Below are 19,165 nucleotides of genomic sequence, written 5' to 3'. Positions count from 1 at the left end.
TTTCGGTGGTTTTAGCGTTAGGGAAACGCCCGGTTACATTTCGAACCCGGAAGCTAAGCCTTTCAGCGCCGATGGTACTGCAGGGGGGACCCTGTGGGAGAGTAGGACGCCGCCGAACAAATTTTGATAAAGCCTCGTTCCCCGAGTTTCGACTCGGGGAACGAGGCTTTTTTGCGTTTGTGCGCCCGAAGGCCGTAGGTAGGGTCGAGGGATGCGCTATGACCTGATCATTTTCGACAATGACGGTGTGCTCGTGGACAGCGAGCCGATCTCCAACGAGATCCTCGCCAGCTATCTCACCGAATTGGGGCACCCGACCACGTACGAGGAATCGCTGCGTGACTACATGGGCGGTTCGGTGCAGCGGATTCGGGACATCGTGCGGGAGAGATCCGGGCGGGCGCTGCCGGGAGACTTCGAGGCCGGTTTCCACACGCTGGTTTTTGACGAGTTCCGCCGGCGGCTGGAACCGGTGCCCGGCGTGCGGACGGTGCTGGAGAAGCTGGCCGCGGACGGCGTGCCCTACTGCGTCGGGTCGTCGGGGAGCCATGAGCGGATCCGGGTGGCGCTGACGAAGACCGGGCTGTTCGAGCGGTTCGGGGCGGGGCGGATCTTCTCGTCGCAGGACGTGGGACGGGGCAAGCCGGCGCCCGACCTGTTCCTGCACGCCGCGAAGGAGATGGGTGTCGACCCCGGGCGGTGCGCGGTGGTCGAGGACAGTCCGCTGGGGGTGCAGGCAGCGGTGGCCGCAGGGATGGACGTGTACGGGTTCACGGCGATGACGCCGGCCGCGAAGCTGGCGGACGCCGGCGCGACCGCGCTGTTCGGCGACATGGCGGAGCTGCCGCAGGCGTTGCAGTAGGGAGCGGCGGGGGACTCCTCGTACGGCAGCGGGAATTGGGTCGGTGATCCATCTACCCAGCGGTAGCCGGGAGTTCTAGGCTGACCGGCCATGACGCCTCCTCAGGTACCGGGTGCGCGGCTGCGGTACGGCCGGGTCGCGCTCGCCCTCAGCTTCTTCGTCCAGGGGGCGGTCTTCGCCCTGCTCGTGACCCGGATACCGGCCATCCAGGTGCGTTACGGCATCTCGGACGGCCTGCTGCCGGCCTTCCTGGCGGCCGTTCCGGTGCTCGCCGGCGTCGGCAGCGTCGGTACCGAGCACCTGGTGAAGCGGGTCTCGCCGAAGACCGTGCTGCGCTGCGTGCAGCCGGTCGTCTGCCTGGCGCTGCTGGCCGTCGGCGCGGTCGGCTCGTTGGCGCAGGTGGCGGTGGCGCTGGCCGTGTTCGGGCTGACGGTGGGGGCCCTGGACGCGTCGATGAACATGCTCGGGGTGAGCCTCCAACGGGCCTACGGGCGCAGCATCATGCTCGGCTTCCACGCCGCGTACAGCCTGGGCGGGATCGTCGGGGCGTCGCTGGCGTGGGTGGGGGCGCACGGGCAGCTGCCGCTGTGGTGGCTGTACGGGCCGGTGGTGGCGGTGTCGGTGCCGCTGGTGCTGCTCAGCGGCCGGTGGCTGGCGGGCAGGGGCGACGAGGACGGTGGGGACGAGCGGCCGGGGCGGCCCGCGGCGGGGGTCGGGTCGCCGGTTGCCATGCGGCTGCTGTTGCCGCTGTGCCTGGTGATGGCGTTCGCGTACATCGGGGACTCGACGGTCTCCAACTGGAGCGCGAAGTACCTCCAGGACGTCCTGGGCAGCTCGGAGCAGCTGGCGACCGTTCCGTACAACGTCTACATGGTGATGACGCTGTTCGGACGGACCGTCGGTGACCTGGGCGTGCGGCGCTTCGGCCCGGCCCCGGTGGTGCGGACCGGAACCGTGGTGGCGGCGGTCGGCTTCGCGGTGGTGGCGGCGGCGCCGGACGCCTGGGTCGGGATGGTCGGGTTCACGCTGCTGGGCCTCGGGCTGTGCGTCATCGTGCCGCAGACCTTCGCGGCGGCCGGGCGGTACGCGGTCGAGCGGCACGGCCCCCAGGCTTCGGACCCGACCATCGCGCGCCTGAACATCTTCAATTACGTCGGTTTCCTGATCGGTTCTCCGCTGGTGGGGGCGCTCGGGGACGCCTGGAGCTATCGGGGCGCGATGCTCGTACCGATGGTCCTGGTGCTGGTGACTTTGGTGTACGCCCGCTCGTTCGGGTCGTCTTCGGCCAGATACGGTGACGACCATGAGCGGCCGCGCACAGTTGATGTGGGACGAGGCAGTAACGGGCTATGACTTCGGGCCGGGGCATCCGATGGACCCCGTCCGTCTCGCCCTGACGATGCGGCTGGTGGAGGCGTACGAGCTCCACCGCGGGCCGCTGGAGGTGGTGGCGGCCAAGCCGGCGGGTGACTCGACGCTGCGGCTGGTGCACCGGGAGGACTACGTCGCGGCGGTCCGTCGGGCCTCCGCCGATCCGGCCTCTGCGGACGTCGCCTACGGGCTGGGGACCGAGGACGACCCGGCGTTCGTGGGAATGCACGAGGCGTCGGCGCTGATCGCCGGGCAGTCCGTGGGCGCTGCGGAGGCCGTCTGGCGCGGTGAGGCGCAGCACGCGGTGAACTTCGCGGGCGGCCTGCACCACGCGATGCCCGGCGGCGCTTCGGGGTTCTGCATCTACAACGACGCGGCGCTGGCCATCGCCCGGCTCCTGGAACTGGGGGCCGAACGGGTGGCGTACGTGGACGTGGACGTCCACCACGGAGATGGGGTCCAGGCGGCGTTCTGGGAGGACCCGCGGGTGCTGACGATCTCCCTGCACGAGCATCCGCGGACGCTGTTCCCGCAGACCGGCTGGCCGGAGGAGACCGGCGGGGAGGGCGCGGAGGGCAGCGCGGTGAACGTGGCGCTGCCGGCCGGTACGGGGGACGCGGGTTGGCTGCGGGCCTTCCACGCGGTGGTGCCGGAGCTGCTGGCCGCGTTCCGGCCGCAGGTCCTGGTCACCCAGCACGGAGCCGACACCCACTTCGAGGACCCGCTCGCGCACCTCGCGGTGAGCCTGGACGCGCAGCGGGCGGCGGCCGAGTCCTGCCACGCCCTGGCCCACGAGCACGCCGAGGACCGCTGGATCGCGCTCGGGGGCGGTGGCTACGCGGTGGTGGACGTGGTGCCGCGTAGCTGGACGCACCTGGCGGCGATCGCCGGGCACCGGCCGATCGACCCGACGTCGTCGGTGCCGGAGGCGTGGCGGCACGAAGTGTTCCGCCGGACACGGCAGTTGGCGCCGCTGCGGATGACGGACGGGCGGACGCCGCACTGGCGGGACTTCGCCGACGGCGGTTACGACCCGGCCGACCGGCTCGACCAGGCGGTGCTGGCCACCCGGCGGGCGGTGTTCCCGTCCCACGGGCTGCTGCCCTGAGGTGGGGCGGGGGCCCTAGGGGGTGGGGGAACGGATCCCGTAGGGGGTCTGAGTGCCCCCTGCGCGGCCACAACGTGGCGGGGTGGGGCGGGTATTCCGTCCCCGGTCGCCGATGGTGCGGCGGAACCTGAGGCGAGGCGGGGCCTGGGCTGATGGGGCGTCGCTTCCGCCGGGGTGCTTCCCGGGTGGTCGCTGCCCCAGATGTGTGACTACCCGTCGGTTAGGGCATCCGCCCTGCGGCCAACCAGTCACCATGGGGGCCGTGTTGGGCACCGGTGCGCTGCGGGCGCACCTGATCGAGGCGGGGCTCGCGGGGACGATCGCGACCACGCGGGAGCAGAGCCTACGGCGGTACCGGCTCTTCGCGGCCCGTGATCCGCGGGCGCTGCTGGGGTTGGATCCCGAAGGGGACTGGTCCTACGGCGACGTTCTGCGGCTGATGGGGCGGAAGTGTGGGGTTTCGGCCGATCCGGCGCACACTTCCGGTCTGGATGTGATCGACCCGGACCGGACGATCGGGGCTTTGGACGCGTTCGCCGACCGGGTCACCGCGGCGGCCGGTCGGCGGCTGCCGGTGCTGCTCGGCACCGGCCATCCGCACCGGCTATGGGAGTTCTACGCCGCCCTCGCAGACGCCCTCTCGTCGGCGGGCTGCCCCGTCCTCACCCCCGCGCATGGCCACCGTGTCGACATAGCGACCCGGTTCGGGGTACGTACCCGGGTCCTCGCTTACGTACGGGGAGTCGCGCTGATGCGCGAACCCGGCGTGCGGGGCGCACCTGCTGAGGGGGGCGTGCACACCCACTCGCCGCTGCCGGTACGGACCGCACTGGAGGCCGCGGCGACCTCCGGAGGGTCGCTTCCGGGGTTGGTCATCGGGGACCACGGTTGGGTCTGCGGAGCAGGTCAGCTGGGTATCGAGGCGATCGGACTGGCGGACGCCGACGACCCCGCGCCGTTCGTCGGAGAGGCGGAGGGGCGACTGTCCGCGGTGGTGCCGCTCGACGATGCCGTCCGGTCCGTGGACTATCGGCCGCTGACGCGCTATGTCCTCAATCGGGCAAGTCTGTCCTGATAGGCGGTCGTTCGCTGCTCCTCTTCCCCACTCGCATCACCCGCCCCTAATCTGGGGAGTGAACGCATGGCGACGAAGAGTCACCGGAGGGGAAGCCGGTGACCGTCTTATGCGGAAGGTGCAGGTGTGTGATGGCTGCGGACCAGAGGCCGTTGAACGAGGTTGTGTTCCTGACAGTGGCGGAGGTCGCCACGGTGATGCGAGTGTCGAAGATGACCGTGTACCGCCTGGTGCACAGTGGTCATCTGCCCGCGATCCGCGTGGGGCGGTCCTTCCGGGTGCCGGAGCAGGCCGTCCACGACTACCTCCGGGAATCGTATGTGGGGGTGGAGTCGGCCTGACCGCTGGTTCGACGACCCTCGGATTACGCGGTACGGCCGGCGCCGGGTACCCTGGCCCGATGTAGGTAGTGTGGGCTCGGACGCCCCGCACCGAGTGATTCGAAGTGAGCGAGGGTAGTCGTGGGCTCTGTTATCAAGAAGCGGCGCAAGCGGATGGCGAAGAAGAAGCACCGCAAGCTGCTCAAGCGCACCCGCGTCCAGCGTCGCAACAAGAAGTAAGCGACGCTGATCGCGATTTCGCGGCCCCTCATCGCCTTAGGGCGGTGAGGGGCCGCGGTGCTTTTCGCGCGGCGCTTTTGTGGGCCGTATGGACGGAGGTGGTACGCAAATGTCGCTACGGGCACTGCGCGGTCATCACCGTGCAACACCGACCCGATAGCGTGAGCGGCACAGCTCGTCGCAGGCGGAAGCCGCGGGCGCTAAGGAGGGCCGATCTTGGGCAACGTCGTGCTCGTCACGGGCGCCGCACGGCAGCTGGGGGGCCGGTTCGTCCGCCGGATCCAGCGCGATCCCGACGTCGACCGGGTGATCGGGGTCGATGCCGTGGCGCCGGAGCACCACCTCGGCGGGGCCGAATTCCTCAAGGCCGACATCCGGCATCCGGCGATCGCCCGGGTCCTGGCCGAAACGGGCGTGGACACCGTCGTCCACATGGACATCAACGGCACGCCCCTGGGCAGCCGCGGCGGCCGGGCCTCCGTCAAGGAGGCCAACGTCATCGGCACCATGCAACTGCTTGGCGCCTGCCAGAAGGCGCCGAACGTCCAGCGCGTGGTGATCAAGTCCAGCACCAGCGTGTACGGCTCCGCGCCCCGGGACCCGGCCGTCTTCACCGAGAACACCCCGCCCAAGTCGCTGCCCAGCGGTGGCTTCGCCAAGGACACCGTCGAGGTCGAGGGGTACGTCCGGGGCTTCGCCCGGCGCCGGCCCGACGTGGCGGTCTGCGTGCTGCGGTTCGCCAACGTCCTCGGACCGTGCGCGGACTCCCCGCTCGCCGAGTACTTCTCGCTGCCCGTCCTGCCCACCGTCCTCGGCTACGACCCGCGGCTGCAGTTCGTCCACGAGGACGACGCCATCGACGTGCTGCGGATCGCCGCCGCCGCGCCCCGCCGCGGCACCCTCAACAGCGGCACGTTCAACATCGCGGGGGACGGGGTCCTGCTGCTCTCGCAGGTCTCCCGGCGCCTGGGGCGGCCCACCCTCCCGCTCTTCCTGCCCACCGTGACGTGGGCCGGTACCGCCCTGCGGTCCCTCGGCATCACCGACTTCTCCCCGGAGCAGATCCGGATGCTGACCCACGGCCGGGTCGTGGAGACCACGCAGATGCGCGAGACACTGGGGTTCCACCCCAGGTACACGACGGCGGAGACCTTCGAGGAATTCGCCCGCAGCCGCGGACCCGGGCTCCTGCCGCCCGCGTCCCTCGCCCGCACCGTCGACCGGCTCGCCGGCGTGCTGTCCGCACGTCGCGGCGCGAGCCAGTGAGGAGTTCAGCCACCATGGCGGACGCCAAGGTCATCCCGTTCGGCGAGGAGCCCCGGGCGCGCCGCAAGGCCCGGCGGGCCGGGCACGGTGGGCGGGGCACGGCGCTGGCGCCCGTGCCGGAGGCCCGTACCGACCCGGAGCCGCCGCCGGCCCCGCGTCCGACCGGCGGCCGGACCCTGGACGAGCGGATCGCGGGCGGGCTGGCGTTCCTGCGCCGCCGGATCACCGGCGACTACGAGGTCGACGACTTCGGCTACGACGAGGAGCTGACCGACCAGGTCCTGATGTCGCTGCTGCGGCCGCTGTACGACAAGTACTTCCGGGTCGAGGTGAAGGGGATGGAGAACATCCCCGCCGAGGGCGGTGCGCTGATCGTCGCCAACCACTCCGGGACGTTGCCGCTGGACGGCCTGATGCTCCAGGTCGCGGTGCACGACAACCACCCGGCACGGCGCCACCTGCGGCTGCTGGCGGCCGACTTGGTGTTCGTGCTGCCGGTGATGAACGAGCTGGCGCGCAAGGCCGGGCACACCCTGGCCTGTGCGGAGGACGCCCAGCGGCTGCTGGAGCGCGGGGAGATCGTCGGGGTGATGCCGGAGGGCTTCAAGGGCATCGGGAAGCCGTTCGCGGACCGCTACAAGCTCCAGCGCTTCGGGCGGGGCGGCTTCGTCTCCACGGCGCTGAAGGCCGGGGTGCCGATCGTGCCGTGCTCGATCGTGGGCGCGGAGGAGATCTACCCGATGATCGGGAACGCCAAGACCCTGGCGCGGGTGCTGGGGCTGCCGTACTTCCCGGTCACGCCGACCTTCCCGTGGCTGGGGCCGCTCGGTGCGGTGCCGCTGCCGACGAAGTGGACCATCCAGTTCGGTGAGCCCATCGCGACCGACGGCTATCCGGCCGAGGCGGCGGACGACCCGATGCTGATGTTCAACCTGACCGACCAGGTCCGGGAGACCATCCAGCACACCCTCTACAAGCTGCTCGTGCAGCGGCGCTCGGTGTTCTTCTGAGGGAGGACCGGAAGAACACCGAGCGCCGCTGACCGCTGCGCCGCCCGCCGCGGGACCGTGCCCCGGCGGCGGGCCGTTACTTGGGCAAGCTGTCGCCGTCGATGCTCAGGTCGGGCAGCAGCCCGGGCAGCAGCGGTGGCAGCGTGACGTCGGGCCGGCCGGTGCCCTCCTTGCCGTGGCTGCCGTCGTGCGGTGAGGCGCTGCCCTTGCCGGGCGGGCCGAGCAGGCCGCCCGTATTGCCGCCGAGCAGGCCGTCCTGCTCCGGGGACGGCGAGGCCGAGGGGCGCGGGGCCTGCTCGCCGGTGCCGTGGGAGCCGGACGCGGCTCCGCTGCCGGCCGGTGACGGGCGGCGGCCGCGGTCGGTGCTGCCCCCGTCGGCCGGCGTGTCGCGGTGGCGGCTGTGGGACTCCGGGCCCGGCGGGAGCAGCGAGCGCAGCGGGCCGACCTCATCGTCTATGGCGTCGAAGACCGAACTCACCTCGTCGCGCACGTCGGTGAGCTGGACCGGGAGCCGGTCGCGCAGCTGCGTCCAGGTGGTGCGGTGCGACTTGGTGAAGGAACTCAGCGTCTGGATGGGGCCGAGCGAACCGTCGCGTTCGTACGCCGCGTGCAGCAGGCGGTGCCCCTCGCCCGCGTCGTGGCGGACGCCGGCCAGCGCACGGCGGACCTCGGCGAGCTGCTCGTGGTCGAGCTGGGCGGCCCGGCCGCGCTCCATTAGGCGGCGGGCCTCCAGCATCCGGGTGGACGCCTGGTCGAGGTAGAGCCGACCGCGGTCGGAGTCGTCGCCCGCCATGGTGAGCTGGAGGTCCTCCATGCCCCGCTTGAGGCCGTAGAGGGAGTCGCCGGGGAGGGCGTCGGTGCTGGCCATGGCGACGCCGCTGAACGCGCCGGCGGCGACGCCGACCGTCAGACCGCCGGCTGCCAGGCCCTTGGAGAGCCGGGAGCGCGGGCGCAGCCGGCCGAGTGATTTCGTGGCGCGGTGCGCGCCTCCCGCTTCGCGTTGCTCGGGCACCCGGGTGTCGCCGGACGGGGCGCCTTCGGCGAAGGCGGCCTCCATCGCGGCGATGAGCTGGGCGCGCTGGACAGTCTTGACCTCGGCGGCCATCTCCGGCTTCGGGAGTTCCCCGAGGCCGTCAGCGACCGCCAATAGCCCTGCGTCTACCGGCGTCTGTGCCGGATTGTCGACCTGGTCCCCGGTCGCCGCGCCCTTGAGCTCCTGCTCCTCCAGGGCTTGGGCGAAGGCGTTGGCCCGCCGGTGCACCGAGACATTCGTGATCACGGGCGGCACCTCCTCTCGTCATCCCGCTCGACTCCCCGGACTGGCATTGACTATCCAGACGGGCCGGATGGTTGCACGCCGTTGTCCGCGGCCACTCGAACGAGTGAGAGGCAGCGGGCATGGCGTGACCGCGTGGAGCCTGCATCCCGCACAACGAGCGGCGCGGCACTCGGGTTACGCACTCACGATGATCTGACCGTCAGGGCATGCCTGGTCACCAACGGTGAGCGGTGGGCGGGGTGTTGGGGGTGGCGGAGGGGTCGGACGTCAGCGGGCGTCGTCGGGGAGGAGCCGTGCCAGGGTGCGGACGGCCCGGTACTGGAGGGTCTTGATGGCGCCCTCGTTCTTGCCCATGACGCGGGCGGTCTCGGCGACCGAGAGGCCCTGGAGGAAGCGCAGGGTGACGCATTCCTGCTGTTGGGGGTTGAGCTTGCGGACCGCCTCCAACAGGGCGGCGTTGGAGAGGGATTCGAGGACCGAGTCCTCGGGGCTGCGCTCGACCTCGTTGGCGTCGAGCATCTCTCCGGTGGTGACTTCCAGGCGGAAGCGGGAGGACTTGAAGTGGTCGGCGACGAGGTTGCGGGCGATGGTCACCAGCCAGGCGCCGAAGTCCCGCCCCTGCCAGGTGAACGTGCCGATGCGGCGCAGGGCGCGGAGGAAGGTCTCACTGGTGAGGTCCTCGGCCGTGGCGCGGCCGCCCACGCGGTAGTAGATGTAGCGGTAGACGGTGTCGGCGTACTGGTCGTAGAGCCGGCCGAAGGCGTCGGCCTCGCCGGCTTGGGCGCGTTCGACGAGGTCCATCATGCGGCGGCTGTCGCTGTCCGCGGGGCGCCGCGCGGTGGTGGTGCCGGTGCCGGCGCGGCGGGTTCTGCCGGCGGAGGTGGCCTTGCCGACCGCAGCGCTCCCGTCGGCCAGCGCGTAGCAGGGGCCGGTGGGGACGGCTGTGGCGAATGCGGGGACGGCGTACGCGGTGGGGACAAAACTGCGCAGGTGGTCGACGAGCGTCGTACGCAGCGTAGCCAGGCCCGAGGCGTCAACCCCGACGTGTGGGTACACGGGACTCCCAGAGGCAGAGCTTCCATCACGTGCAGTGCGGGACCGTTCACTCGTCGTAGGGACGTGTGGGTTCCGGAATGCGTCTGAGGAGAATAACGCTTCGTACAGGCAGCGCTACACCCAGTTGCTCAAATCATCGATTACTTACGGTCCGTGTTCGGTTGGTGGCGGATCAAGTATCGAATATTGAGCAACTATTGATCGGAAGGGAGCGCAATCTGCCTGGTTGGAGGGCGTGTTGTGGCTAACCGCCAGGAAAGGGACTGACGGGGCGGCGGCGGGGGTAGGGAGTGCGGATGGTCCGCCGCCGGGGCCGGCGATCAAGGCTGGTCAGCGACGGCGGCGCTGGAGGGCCGCGGCGGCCGCCGCGCCGCCCGCGAGCGCGCCCACCCCGGCGGCCGCCGGGATGCCGATCCGGACGGCCTTGCGGCCGGTGCGGTAGTCGCGCACCCGCCAGCCGTGCTCCCGGGCGTGCTTGTGCAGCCGGGTGTCGGGGTTGATCGCGTAGGGGTGGCCGACGAGCGAGAGCATCGGGATGTCGTTGGCCGAATCGCTGTAGGCGGCGCAGTGCGACAGGTCCAGGCCCTCGGCGCCGGCCAGGGCGCGCACCGCCTCGGCCTTCGCCGGGCCGTGCAGTGGTTCGCCGACCAACTTGCCGGTGTAGACGCCGCCGACGGACTCGGCGACCGTGCCGAGGGCGCCGGTCAGGCCCAGGCGGCGGGCGATGATCGTGGCGGTCTCGACGGGCGCGGCGGTCACCAGCCAGACCTTCTGGCCGGCGTCGAGGTGGGCCTGGGCCAGTGCGCGGGTGCCGGGCCAGACGCGCTCGGCCATGTACTCGTCGTAGATCTCCTCGCCGATCGTCATGAGTTCGGCGACGCGGTGGCCCTGGACGATGGAGAGCGCGCTGTTGCGGACGTCCGCCATGTGCTCGGGGTTCTCCGAGCCGGCGAGGCGGAAGTAGACCTGCTGCCAGGCGAAGCGGGCGAGGTCGCGCTTGTGGAAGAAGCGGCGCTTGTACAGGCCGCGGCCGAAGTGGAAGAGGGCGGCGCCCTGCATGACGGTGTTGTCGAGGTCGAAGAAGGCGGCCGCGCTGGTGTCCCCGGCGACCGGGAATTCCGGTTCGGCCGGGGCCTCGGCGGGTGGCGTCTCCTGGGACGACTTCCGGGCGGCCTCGGCCGCGGCCTCGCCGGCGAGCACGCTGCGTGCCGTGGCGGGGCGTCGGCGGCGGGTGAACCACCCCGTGGGGAAGAGCGCCCCGGCGGGGCTCCGGTCGGGGCGGTGAGCGGGCGACGGGCGGGCCATGCGGCTAGCGTAGCCAGTTTGTTCGGTGCTTCCGGTTACGGGCGCGTGTCTGGAAGCAGCGGGACCGCCGACGGTTGCGTTAAGGCCATCCGGAGGGCCCCAACGGTCCGGGCGGTCCCCGTGGCGCGGTGGGGCTCAGGCGCCCAGTGCGGTGCGCAGGCGGTGGGGGTCGACGCGCCAGAAGTCGTGCTGGGCGCCGTCCACGAGGACGACCGGAATCTGCTCCCAGTACTTGCGGTGCAGCTCGGCGTCCTCGGTGATGTCCTTCTTCTCCCAGGAGGCCCCGGTCTCGGCGCACACCTCCTCGATCACCGCCTGCGCGTCGTCGCACAGGTGGCAGCCCGGCTTCCCGATCAGGGTGACCGTCCGGTCGGCGGGGCTCTTGCGGGGGGTGCGGCTGAACAAGGGGGCCATGGGGGTCATTGTGCCGGTTCGGGGCGGCGCTCCCGCCGGATGGTTTCGCTTACCATCAATGGGCGATTTGTTGGTTTCCGGGGGTGTAACGGTGAGGAGTGAGGGCGCGTGCTCCCGTCGGTGCTGCCGCGAATCGCCGGTGGCGCGCGTGAACGGCGTGATGCGGGAGTTGGTTCCGCGGACACCCGTAAAAGCTGCGTGAGCCCCATCACTTTGGCCGGACAAAGCGGACACCATCTTTGTGCACGCGTTCACAAAGACATAGCCTGCAAGAGACGGGGCGGTCGGGTTTTTGACGGCCGTCCGCAGCCCCGCTCTACCCGCAGGAGCACCGTGGCAACTGGCCGAACTCACCGACCGGCGACCCGAAGCCGAGGCATCCCCGAGGCCACCGTCGCTCGGCTACCGCTGTATCTGCGTGCCCTGACCGCGCTCTCCGAGCGCTCGGTCCCCACGGTGTCCTCCGAGGAGCTCGCGGCCGCGGCGGGAGTCAACTCCGCGAAGCTGCGCAAGGACTTCTCCTACCTCGGCTCCTACGGGACCCGGGGCGTCGGCTACGACGTGGAGTACCTCGTCTACCAGATCTCGCGGGAGCTCGGCCTCACCCAGGACTGGCCCGTGGTCATCGTCGGCATCGGCAACCTCGGCGCCGCGCTCGCCAACTACGGCGGCTTCGCCTCCCGCGGCTTCCGGGTGGCCGCGCTGATCGACGCGGATCCGGCCATGGCCGGCAAGCCGGTCGCGGGCATCGCGGTCCAGCACACCGACGAGCTGGAGCAGATCATCCAGGACAACGGCGTCTCGATCGGCGTGATCGCCACGCCGGCCGGCGCCGCCCAGCAGGTCTGCGACCGCCTGGTCGCCGCCGGTGTCACCTCGATCCTGAACTTCGCACCGACCGTGCTGACCGTTCCCGACGGGGTCGACGTCCGCAAGGTCGACCTCTCCATAGAGCTGCAGATCCTCGCCTTCCACGAGCAGCGCAAGGCGGGCGAGGAGAGTGGCCAGGGCGGTTCGGAGGCGGCGGAGGACCTGGAGGGCGCCCCGGCGCCTTCGGCCCGTGCCGCGGCCGCCACGACCGACCGCAAGGGACCTGACGGGGACGTCCCCGCGGTGATGCCGGCATGAGCCTCCTCGTCGTCGGGCTGAGCCATCGCAGTGCGCCGGTCAGCGTGCTGGAGCGGGCCGCGCTGGCTCCCGGGAGCCGCGGCAAGCTGCTCCAGGACGTGGTGTCGGCGGAGCCGGCCACCGAGTCCGCGGTGCTCTCCACCTGCAACCGCATCGAGCTCTACGCCGACGTGGACAAGTTCCACGCCGGGGTCGCCGAGCTGTCCACCCTCCTGGCCCGGCACTGCGCCGTCGGCCTGGAGGAACTGACCCCCTACCTGTACGTCCACTACGAGGACCGTGCCGTCCACCACCTGTTCTCGGTGGCCTGCGGCCTGGACTCCATGGTGGTCGGCGAGGGCCAGATCCTCGGGCAGATCAAGGACGCGCTGGCCGTCGCCCAGGAGCAGCACACCGCCGGGCGGCTGCTCAACGACCTCTTCCAGCAGGCCCTGCGGGTCGGCAAGCGGGCGCACAGCGAGACCGGCATCGACAAGGCCGGCCAGTCGCTGGTCACCTTCGGCCTGGAGCAGCTGGCCGGCGGCGCGGACGTCGCCGGTTGGGCGCGCGGCAAGCGGGCGCTGGTGATCGGTGCCGGCTCGATGTCCTCGCTGGCCGCCACCACCCTCGTCCGCAGCGGCGTCGGCGAGCTCGTCGTCGCCAACCGGACGGTGGCGCGCGCCCAGCGGCTGGTGCAGATCCTCACCGAGCCGGGCGGGCCGGGCGCCGCGACCGGGCTGACCGCCCGGGCCCTCGCCATGGACGCCGTCGAGGCGGAGCTGGCCCGCGCCGAGATCGTCATCTCCTGCACCGGGGCGTCCGGGCTGGTGCTGACCGGCGAGCAGATCGCCGCCGCGCTGACCGGCCGCGACGGCCGGGTGTGGCTGCTCGACCTGGCCATGCCGCGCGACGTCGACGCCGCGGCGCACCGGATCGACGGGGCCCGCCTGGTCGACATCGAGTCGCTGGCCGAGGCGTCCGCGGACGCGCCGATGGCCGCCGACGTGGACACGGTCCGCGCCCTCGTCGCCGAGGAGGTCGCCGCCTTCGGCGCGGCCCAGCGGGCCGCGCACATCACCCCCACCGTGGTCGCCCTGCGCACCATGGCCGCGGACGTCGTCAGCAGCGAGATCGCGCGACTCGACGGCCGCCTCCCCGACCTCGACGACAAGCAGCGGGCGGAGATCACCCAGACCGTCCGCCGGGTCGTCGACAAGCTCCTGCACGCGCCCACCGTGCGGGTCAAACAGCTCGCCAGCGAGCCCGGCGGTGCCGGGTACGCGGACGCCCTGCGGGAGCTCTTCGACCTCGACCCCCAGACGGTCGCGGCCGTCAGCAGGGCCGACACCCGAGCAGACCAGCACGACGCCGCACGGGAGCGGGCATGACCGACAGCACGATGAGTCCCCTGCGCCTGGGTACCCGGCGCAGCAAGCTCGCCATGGCCCAATCCGGGCTGGTGGCCGAGGCGGTGCGCGACCTGACCGGCCGCCCCGTCGACCTGGTGGAGATCACCACCTACGGGGACACCTCCCGCGAGCACCTGGCGCAGATCGGCGGCACCGGCGTCTTCGTCTCGGCGCTGCGCGACGCGCTGCTGGCCGGCGAGATCGACTTCGCCGTCCACTCGTTGAAGGACCTGCCGACCGCGCAGCCCGCGGAGCTGGCCCTGGCGGCCATCCCCGTGCGGGTGGACCCCCGGGACGCGCTGATCGCGCGGGACGGGCTCACCTTCGAGGAACTTCCCGACGGTGCCCGTGTGGGCACCGGCTCGCCCCGGCGGATGGCCCAGCTCAACGCGTGGGCCAAGACGCTGGGCAAGCGCATCGAGACCGTCCCGGTCCGGGGCAACGTCGACACCCGGATCGGCTTCGTCGAGAAGGGCGAGTTGGACGCGGTGGTGCTGGCTGCCGCCGGCCTCACCCGGATCGGCCGGATCGACGAGGTGACGCAGCTGCTGTCGCCCGACGTGGTTTTGCCCGCCCCCGGCCAGGGGGCACTGGCGATCGAGTGTGTCGCGGCCAACGCGCACCTCGTCGCCGCGCTCGCCGAGCTCGACGACCCGGTCACCCGGGCCGCCGTGACCGCCGAGCGCTCCCTGCTCGCCGCCCTGGAGGCCGGCTGTTCCGCCCCCGTGGCGGCACTCGCCGACCTTTCCCCAAGCTCTCGACTTCGCTCGAGCAGGGGAGGCCCCAAGATCGACGAGCAGGCTGCCACCGAAATGCACCTGCGTGGAGTCGTCGGCACGCTCGACGGCAGCACGTTGGTGCAGCTGTCCACCACCGGGCACGTACCTGCCTCTCTTGACGACGATTCGGTCCCGCTTCGCATGGGCCGGGAACTCGCCGTCGAGATGCTCGCAAAGGGTGCGGCCGGTCTTATGGGGGAGCGAGCACTTTGAACCCCACCGCCCCAAACCACTCCGCCTCCGGTCAGGTCACCTTCCTGGGTGCCGGGCCGGGAGACCCGGGTCTGCTGACGTTGCGCGCCGTTGAGGCGCTGGCCTCAGCGGACGTCCTCGTCGCCGACCCGCAGGTCCTGGACGTCGTGCGTGTGCACGCACGCGCGCAGGTGGACACTCCGTTGCAGGCATCAGCTGACGCGGCGTCAATCCCCGGCAGTCCCACCGGCGTTTCCGCCCTTCGGGACACCGCCAATCTTGTCATGGCGGCCGCGCGCGCAGGCAAGCGGGTCGTCCGTGCGGTGACCGGAGACCCCGGCCTCGACGGCTACGTCGCCGAGGAGATGCTGGCGTGCGCCGCCGAGGGCATCGTCTTCGAGGTCGTCCCCGGCATCGCCGCCGCGGTCGGCGTGCCGGCGTACGCCGGCGTGCCGCTGCGTGACGCGCAGGGCACGGACGTCCGCTTCGTCGACGCCCGCAGTGCCGACGATCGCTGTTGGACCGAGCTGGGTGCCAGCGACGCCACCGCGGTGGTCTCCACCACCTTGGACTCGGTGGCCGCGGCCGCCGGGGAACTGGTGGCCGGGGGCCGCAAGCCGGACACCCCGATGACCGTCACGGTCGCCGGCACCACCACTCGGCAGCGCACCTGGACCGCCACCCTCGGGAGCGTCGCCCAGGTGCTCAAGGCCGCCAAGGTGCTGCCGTCGCCGGACGGCGGGCAGCCGGTCATAGCCGTGGTCGGCGAGCGCAGTGCCGCAGCCCAGCGCGACCAGCTCTCGTGGTTCGAGAACAAGCCGCTGTTCGGCTGGCGGGTGCTGGTCCCGCGGACCAAGGAACAGGCCGCGTCGCTCTCCGACCAGCTCGTCTCGTACGGCGCGGTGTCGCACGAGGTCCCGACCATCGCCGTGGAGCCGCCGCGCACCCCGCAGCAGATGGAGCGCGCGGTCAAGGGCCTGGTCACCGGCCGCTACGAGTGGATCGCCTTCACCTCGGTCAACGCCGTCAAGGCGGTCCGGGAGAAGTTCGAGGAGTACGGGCTGGACGCGCGGGCGTTCGCCGGGATCAAGGTCGCGGCGGTCGGTGAGCAGACCGCGCGGGCGCTGGTCGCCTTCGGCGTGAAGCCGGACCTGGTGCCCAGCGGCGAGCAGTCCGCGGCCGGTCTGCTGGAGGACTGGCCGCCCTACGACCCGGTCTTCGACCCGATCGACCGCGTCTTCCTGCCGCGCGCCGACATCGCCACCGAGACGCTGGTGGCCGGGCTGATCGAGCTGGGTTGGGAGGTCGACGACGTCACCGCCTACCGGACGGTGCGCGCCTCGCCGCCGCCGGCCGAGACCCGTGAGGCGATCAAGGGCGGCGGCTTCGACGCCGTGCTGTTCACCTCGTCCTCGACCGTGCGGAACCTCGTCGGCATCGCCGGCAAGCCGCACAACGTCACCGTGATCGCCTGTATCGGTCCGGCCACCGCCAAGACGGCCGAGGAGCACGGGCTGCGGGTGGACGTGATGTCGCCCGAGCCGTCGGTGCACAAGCTGGCCGAGGCGCTCGCGGAGTTCGGGGCGGCGCGGCGCGACGCGGCGCTGGAGGCCGGCGACCCGGTCACCCGCCCCAGCGAGCGCCGGCCGGGCTCGCGTCGACGGGCCCGTAGCTGACCGTCGGTAGGCACCGTGGTGAAAGGGCGTCCCCGCTTTCGGGGGCGTCCTTTCGCGCGTCCGCCCTCGGCTGCGGTCCCGATCGCGGCCCGTCCGCCCGACGTTGCGTCGGCAAAGGCGGGTGCGGGGCGGGCGTAGCGTGGAGGGCATGACGAAGTACGGAAGCTTCCCGGGGGCGCGGCCGCGGCGGCTGCGCACCACCCCCGCCATGCGGCGGATGGTCGCGGAGAACCGCCTGCATCCGGCCGAACTCATCCTCCCGGCGTTCGTGCGGGAGGGCATCGCCGCGCCGGTGCCGCTCGCCGCGATGCCGGGCGTCGTCCAGCACACCCGCGACACCCTGCGCAAGGCGGCCGTCGAGGCGGTCGAGGCCGGGGTCGGCGGGATCATGCTGTTCGGCGTGCCGGAGGACGCCAACAAGGACGCGGCCGGCACGGCGGGCACGGACCCGGACGGCATCTTGCAGCTCGCCATCCGGGACGTGCGGGCCGAGGTCGGCGACGACCTGGTGATCATGTCGGACCTGTGCCTGGACGAGTACACCGACCACGGCCACTGCGGGGTGCTGGACGCCGACGGGCGGGTCGACAACGACGCGACGCTGGACCGGTACGCCGAGATGGCGCAGGTGCAGGCCGACGCGGGCGTCCACGTGGTGGGCCCCAGCGGCATGATGGACGGTCAGGTCGGGGTGGTCCGGGACGCGCTGGATCAGACGGGCCACGAGGACGTCGCGATCCTGGCCTACACCGCGAAGTACTCGTCGGCGTTCTACGGGCCGTTCCGGGAGGCGGTGGGCTCGTCGTTGCAGGGCGACCGCAAGACCTACCAGCAGGACCCGGCCAACCTCCGCGAGTCGCTGCGCGAGCTGGCGCTGGACCTGGCGGAGGGCGCCGACATGGTGATGGTCAAGCCGGCGCTGCCCTACCTGGACGTCCTGGCGAAGATCGCGGACGAGGTGGACGTGCCGGTCGCGGCGTACCAGATCTCCGGCGAGTACGCGATGGTCGAGGCGGCCGCGGAGAAGGGCTGGATCGACCGGGACAAGGCGATCCTGGAGACCCTCACCGGGATCAAGCGGGCCGGCGCCAACATGATCCTCACCTACTGGGCGACCGAGGTGGCGCGGAAGCTGGGCTAGCCACCCCACGGCCAGAGGGCCCCGGGCAGCGCGAGCGGAGCGCGGTGCCCGGGGCCTCGTCATGGGCGCTGCGCGGTCGGCGGCGGGCCCGGTGGGCGTCGGGTCACCACCTCAGGGCGTCGGCCCGGTTCGGCTGCCAGTAGGTGACGAACGCCGAACTGTCCACGTACACACCGCCGGTCGGCAGTTTCGGACGGGCCCAGCCGCCCACGCTGCCGTCCATCGCGCGGTTGGAGAACAGGACGCCGAGCCGGTGCGCCTGGTACCCGTGGGTGCCCTCCGGGGACTGGGTGCCGATGGCGGCGTACGCGCTCTCGCCCGGCTCCAGGGTGACGACGGCCTGCGGCACGCTGTCGCGGAGCACGAAGGTGGACGCCTGGTCGTCGTCGAAGCGGAGGTAGGGGGCGTTGTAGGCGTAACAGGGCTTGCTGCCGGTGTTGGTGGCGGTCAGGAGCAGGTGGTTGAGGGGGCGCTGCACCTTCTGGACGGTCACCTTGGTGGTGGCGGCGGTGCAGGTGACGGGCTTCGCGGTCGAAGTGCCGGCGGCGGCCGCCGGGACGGTGCCGAGCGCGCTGAGGGCGAGGGCGCTGGTCAGGGCCGCGGCGGCGGCCCGGACGCGGGGGGCGCGGTGGCGGGGGCGGATCTGCATGGGGTGGTTCTGCCTTTCTCGAAGGGCCGCGGGCGGTGCCGCGGGGTGGACTTGGGGGTCGGTGCCGGTGCGGTCGTCAGTCGAGTGCGTCGGCCGGGTCGGACTGCCAGTACGTGACGCGCAGCGCGTCGTCGACGTGCACCGCGCGGGCCCGGAGCACGGCGTCGGCCATCGCGTCGGTGCCGGGGAAGCCGATCTGCAGGCTCCGCGCCGAGTAGCCAGCGCCGCCGCTGCCGTCGCCGGCGGAGAGGACGACGCCCGCGTAGCCCTGCGCGCCGGGCCGGAGCGAGACGACCGCCTGGGGCTTGGTGTCCTCGATGACCGGCGGTACGGACTGGGCGTGCTCGAACCGGACGATCGGGTAGCCCGGCAGGTCGCACAGGGTGGAGCCGGTGTTGGTGACCGTGAGGAGCAGGTGGTCGAGGGGGCGCTGTACGGGGGCGGCGGTGATCCGGGTGTTGGCGGCGGTGCAGGGCACGCGGCGGTCCGCGACGTGGGGGTCGGCGGCCGTGCCGCGCTTCTCGGTGGCGGTCGTCGCGGAGCCCTTGCCGGCGGGGTCCTTCGCGTCGGCGGGGCCGCCGGGCCCGGCCGCCGGCCCCGGGGTCGCGTCCGTGGTGGACGACGCGTCGCGGGCGGGGGCGGCGCCCGCGTCCCGTATGCCCGAGGCGCCGCTGTTGCAGGCCGTGAGCGAGAGCGCGGCGAGCGCGAGCGTGGTCGCGGCGAACAGCCGGGTGCGGGGGCGGCGGAGGCTCGGGGTGCGCATGGCTGGATCTCGCTATCTGTGCGGCGGGGGCTGAACCATGGGTGGCGCGGGTGGCCCGGGAGACGCGCGGCGTCCTCCCCGGACGAGGGGGGCGGCGTGTTTGGATGGCCCCAGCTTGTGGCCCGTTCGGTCCCGGTCGCCAG

General features: G+C 72.1%; 19 protein-coding genes and 1 rRNA gene. 14 read left to right on the top strand and 6 right to left on the bottom strand.

The window, feature by feature from the left end; genetic code table 11:
- Position 1: 1 nt before the first annotated feature.
- The 9 genes from rrf (at position 2) to ABD385_RS26965 (ending at position 7,252) form a co-directional block, all read left to right on the top strand.
- Positions 2–118, top strand: a 5S ribosomal RNA gene (gene rrf / locus ABD385_RS27005).
- A gap of 93 nt (positions 119–211) precedes the next feature.
- Entirely contained in the window at positions 212–862 is a 651-nt protein-coding gene (locus tag ABD385_RS27000; protein WP_344580826.1) for an HAD family hydrolase, read from the top strand.
- Positions 863–952: 90 nt separating this feature from the next.
- The gene (locus ABD385_RS26995; protein ID WP_344580824.1) at positions 953–2,215 is read left to right on the top strand and encodes an MFS transporter; all 1,263 of its coding nucleotides are present in this window, start codon (positions 953–955) and stop codon (positions 2,213–2,215) included.
- Positions 2,166–3,341: an acetoin utilization protein AcuC gene (locus ABD385_RS26990; protein ID WP_344580822.1), complete on the top strand. Its 1,176-nt coding sequence runs from the start codon at positions 2,166–2,168 to the stop codon at positions 3,339–3,341. The genes ABD385_RS26995 and ABD385_RS26990 overlap by 50 nt, the downstream gene beginning before the upstream one ends.
- A gap of 262 nt (positions 3,342–3,603) precedes the next feature.
- Positions 3,604–4,416: a phosphatase gene (locus ABD385_RS26985; RefSeq protein ID WP_344580849.1), complete on the top strand. Its 813-nt coding sequence runs from the start codon at positions 3,604–3,606 to the stop codon at positions 4,414–4,416.
- Between the two features lie 131 nt (positions 4,417–4,547).
- Positions 4,548–4,757 (top strand): helix-turn-helix domain-containing protein, encoded by a 210-nt coding sequence (locus ABD385_RS26980; protein WP_014144137.1) that lies wholly within the window; start codon positions 4,548–4,550, stop codon positions 4,755–4,757.
- Positions 4,758–4,877: 120 nt separating this feature from the next.
- Positions 4,878–4,976: a 30S ribosomal protein bS22 gene (locus tag ABD385_RS26975; RefSeq protein ID WP_003948845.1), complete on the top strand. Its 99-nt coding sequence runs from the start codon at positions 4,878–4,880 to the stop codon at positions 4,974–4,976.
- A gap of 216 nt (positions 4,977–5,192) precedes the next feature.
- A complete protein-coding gene (locus ABD385_RS26970) occupies positions 5,193–6,242 on the top strand; it encodes an NAD-dependent epimerase/dehydratase family protein (RefSeq protein WP_344580817.1) in 1,050 nt (349 codons plus the stop codon).
- Positions 6,243–6,256: 14 nt separating this feature from the next.
- Positions 6,257–7,252 carry a lysophospholipid acyltransferase family protein gene (locus ABD385_RS26965; protein WP_344580813.1) on the top strand — a complete coding sequence of 332 codons (996 nt, stop codon included), beginning with the start codon at positions 6,257–6,259 and terminating at the stop codon, positions 7,250–7,252.
- Positions 7,253–7,328: 76 nt separating this feature from the next.
- Here the strand turns inward: ABD385_RS26965 and ABD385_RS26960 are convergent, their stop codons facing one another.
- The 4 genes from ABD385_RS26960 to ABD385_RS26945 all read right to left on the bottom strand — a co-directional run bounded on the left by ABD385_RS26960 (position 7,329) and on the right by ABD385_RS26945 (position 11,306).
- On the bottom strand, positions 7,329–8,531 hold the full coding sequence (locus ABD385_RS26960; protein WP_344580810.1) for a DUF5667 domain-containing protein: 1,203 nt from the start codon (positions 8,529–8,531) through the stop codon (positions 7,329–7,331).
- A 267-nt stretch (positions 8,532–8,798) separates the two neighbouring features.
- The gene (locus ABD385_RS26955) at positions 8,799–9,587 is read right to left on the bottom strand and encodes an ECF subfamily RNA polymerase sigma factor, BldN family (protein WP_344580807.1); all 789 of its coding nucleotides are present in this window, start codon (positions 9,585–9,587) and stop codon (positions 8,799–8,801) included.
- Positions 9,588–9,917: 330 nt separating this feature from the next.
- The gene (locus ABD385_RS26950; protein WP_425585484.1) at positions 9,918–10,787 is read right to left on the bottom strand and encodes an HAD family hydrolase; all 870 of its coding nucleotides are present in this window, start codon (positions 10,785–10,787) and stop codon (positions 9,918–9,920) included.
- A gap of 240 nt (positions 10,788–11,027) precedes the next feature.
- Positions 11,028–11,306: a glutaredoxin family protein gene (locus ABD385_RS26945; RefSeq protein WP_344580801.1), complete on the bottom strand. Its 279-nt coding sequence runs from the start codon at positions 11,304–11,306 to the stop codon at positions 11,028–11,030.
- Between the two features lie 333 nt (positions 11,307–11,639).
- Between ABD385_RS26945 and ABD385_RS26940 the strand changes: the two genes are divergently transcribed.
- From ABD385_RS26940 to hemB, 5 genes are all read left to right on the top strand, one after another.
- The gene (locus tag ABD385_RS26940) at positions 11,640–12,434 is read left to right on the top strand and encodes a redox-sensing transcriptional repressor Rex (RefSeq protein ID WP_344580798.1); all 795 of its coding nucleotides are present in this window, start codon (positions 11,640–11,642) and stop codon (positions 12,432–12,434) included.
- Entirely contained in the window at positions 12,431–13,801 is a 1,371-nt protein-coding gene (locus tag ABD385_RS26935) for a glutamyl-tRNA reductase (RefSeq protein WP_344580795.1), read from the top strand. Before ABD385_RS26940 ends, ABD385_RS26935 begins: the two co-directional genes overlap by 4 nt.
- On the top strand, positions 13,798–14,814 hold the full coding sequence (gene hemC / locus ABD385_RS26930; protein ID WP_344580793.1) for a hydroxymethylbilane synthase: 1,017 nt from the start codon (positions 13,798–13,800) through the stop codon (positions 14,812–14,814). Before ABD385_RS26935 ends, hemC begins: the two co-directional genes overlap by 4 nt.
- The gene (locus ABD385_RS26925; RefSeq protein ID WP_344580791.1) at positions 14,811–16,469 is read left to right on the top strand and encodes a bifunctional uroporphyrinogen-III C-methyltransferase/uroporphyrinogen-III synthase; all 1,659 of its coding nucleotides are present in this window, start codon (positions 14,811–14,813) and stop codon (positions 16,467–16,469) included. The genes hemC and ABD385_RS26925 overlap by 4 nt, the downstream gene beginning before the upstream one ends.
- A 148-nt stretch (positions 16,470–16,617) precedes the next feature.
- Positions 16,618–17,610, top strand: coding sequence for a porphobilinogen synthase (gene hemB / locus ABD385_RS26920; RefSeq protein WP_344580788.1), 993 nt, complete (start codon positions 16,618–16,620; stop codon positions 17,608–17,610).
- Positions 17,611–17,713: 103 nt separating this feature from the next.
- Here hemB and ABD385_RS26915 read toward each other — a convergent pair whose 3' ends face one another.
- Complete coding sequence (locus ABD385_RS26915; RefSeq protein ID WP_344580786.1) at positions 17,714–18,259, bottom strand: DUF4232 domain-containing protein; 546 nt, start codon at positions 18,257–18,259, stop codon at positions 17,714–17,716.
- Between the two features lie 76 nt (positions 18,260–18,335).
- Positions 18,336–19,022 carry a DUF4232 domain-containing protein gene (locus ABD385_RS26910; RefSeq protein ID WP_344580783.1) on the bottom strand — a complete coding sequence of 229 codons (687 nt, stop codon included), beginning with the start codon at positions 19,020–19,022 and terminating at the stop codon, positions 18,336–18,338.
- Positions 19,023–19,165: the final 143 nt, after the last annotated feature.

Source organism: Streptomyces lunalinharesii (assembly GCF_039532155.1).
Lineage (GTDB): Bacteria > Actinomycetota > Actinomycetes > Streptomycetales > Streptomycetaceae > Streptomyces > Streptomyces lunalinharesii.
This window is presented reverse-complemented; position numbering and strand designations above follow the sequence as displayed.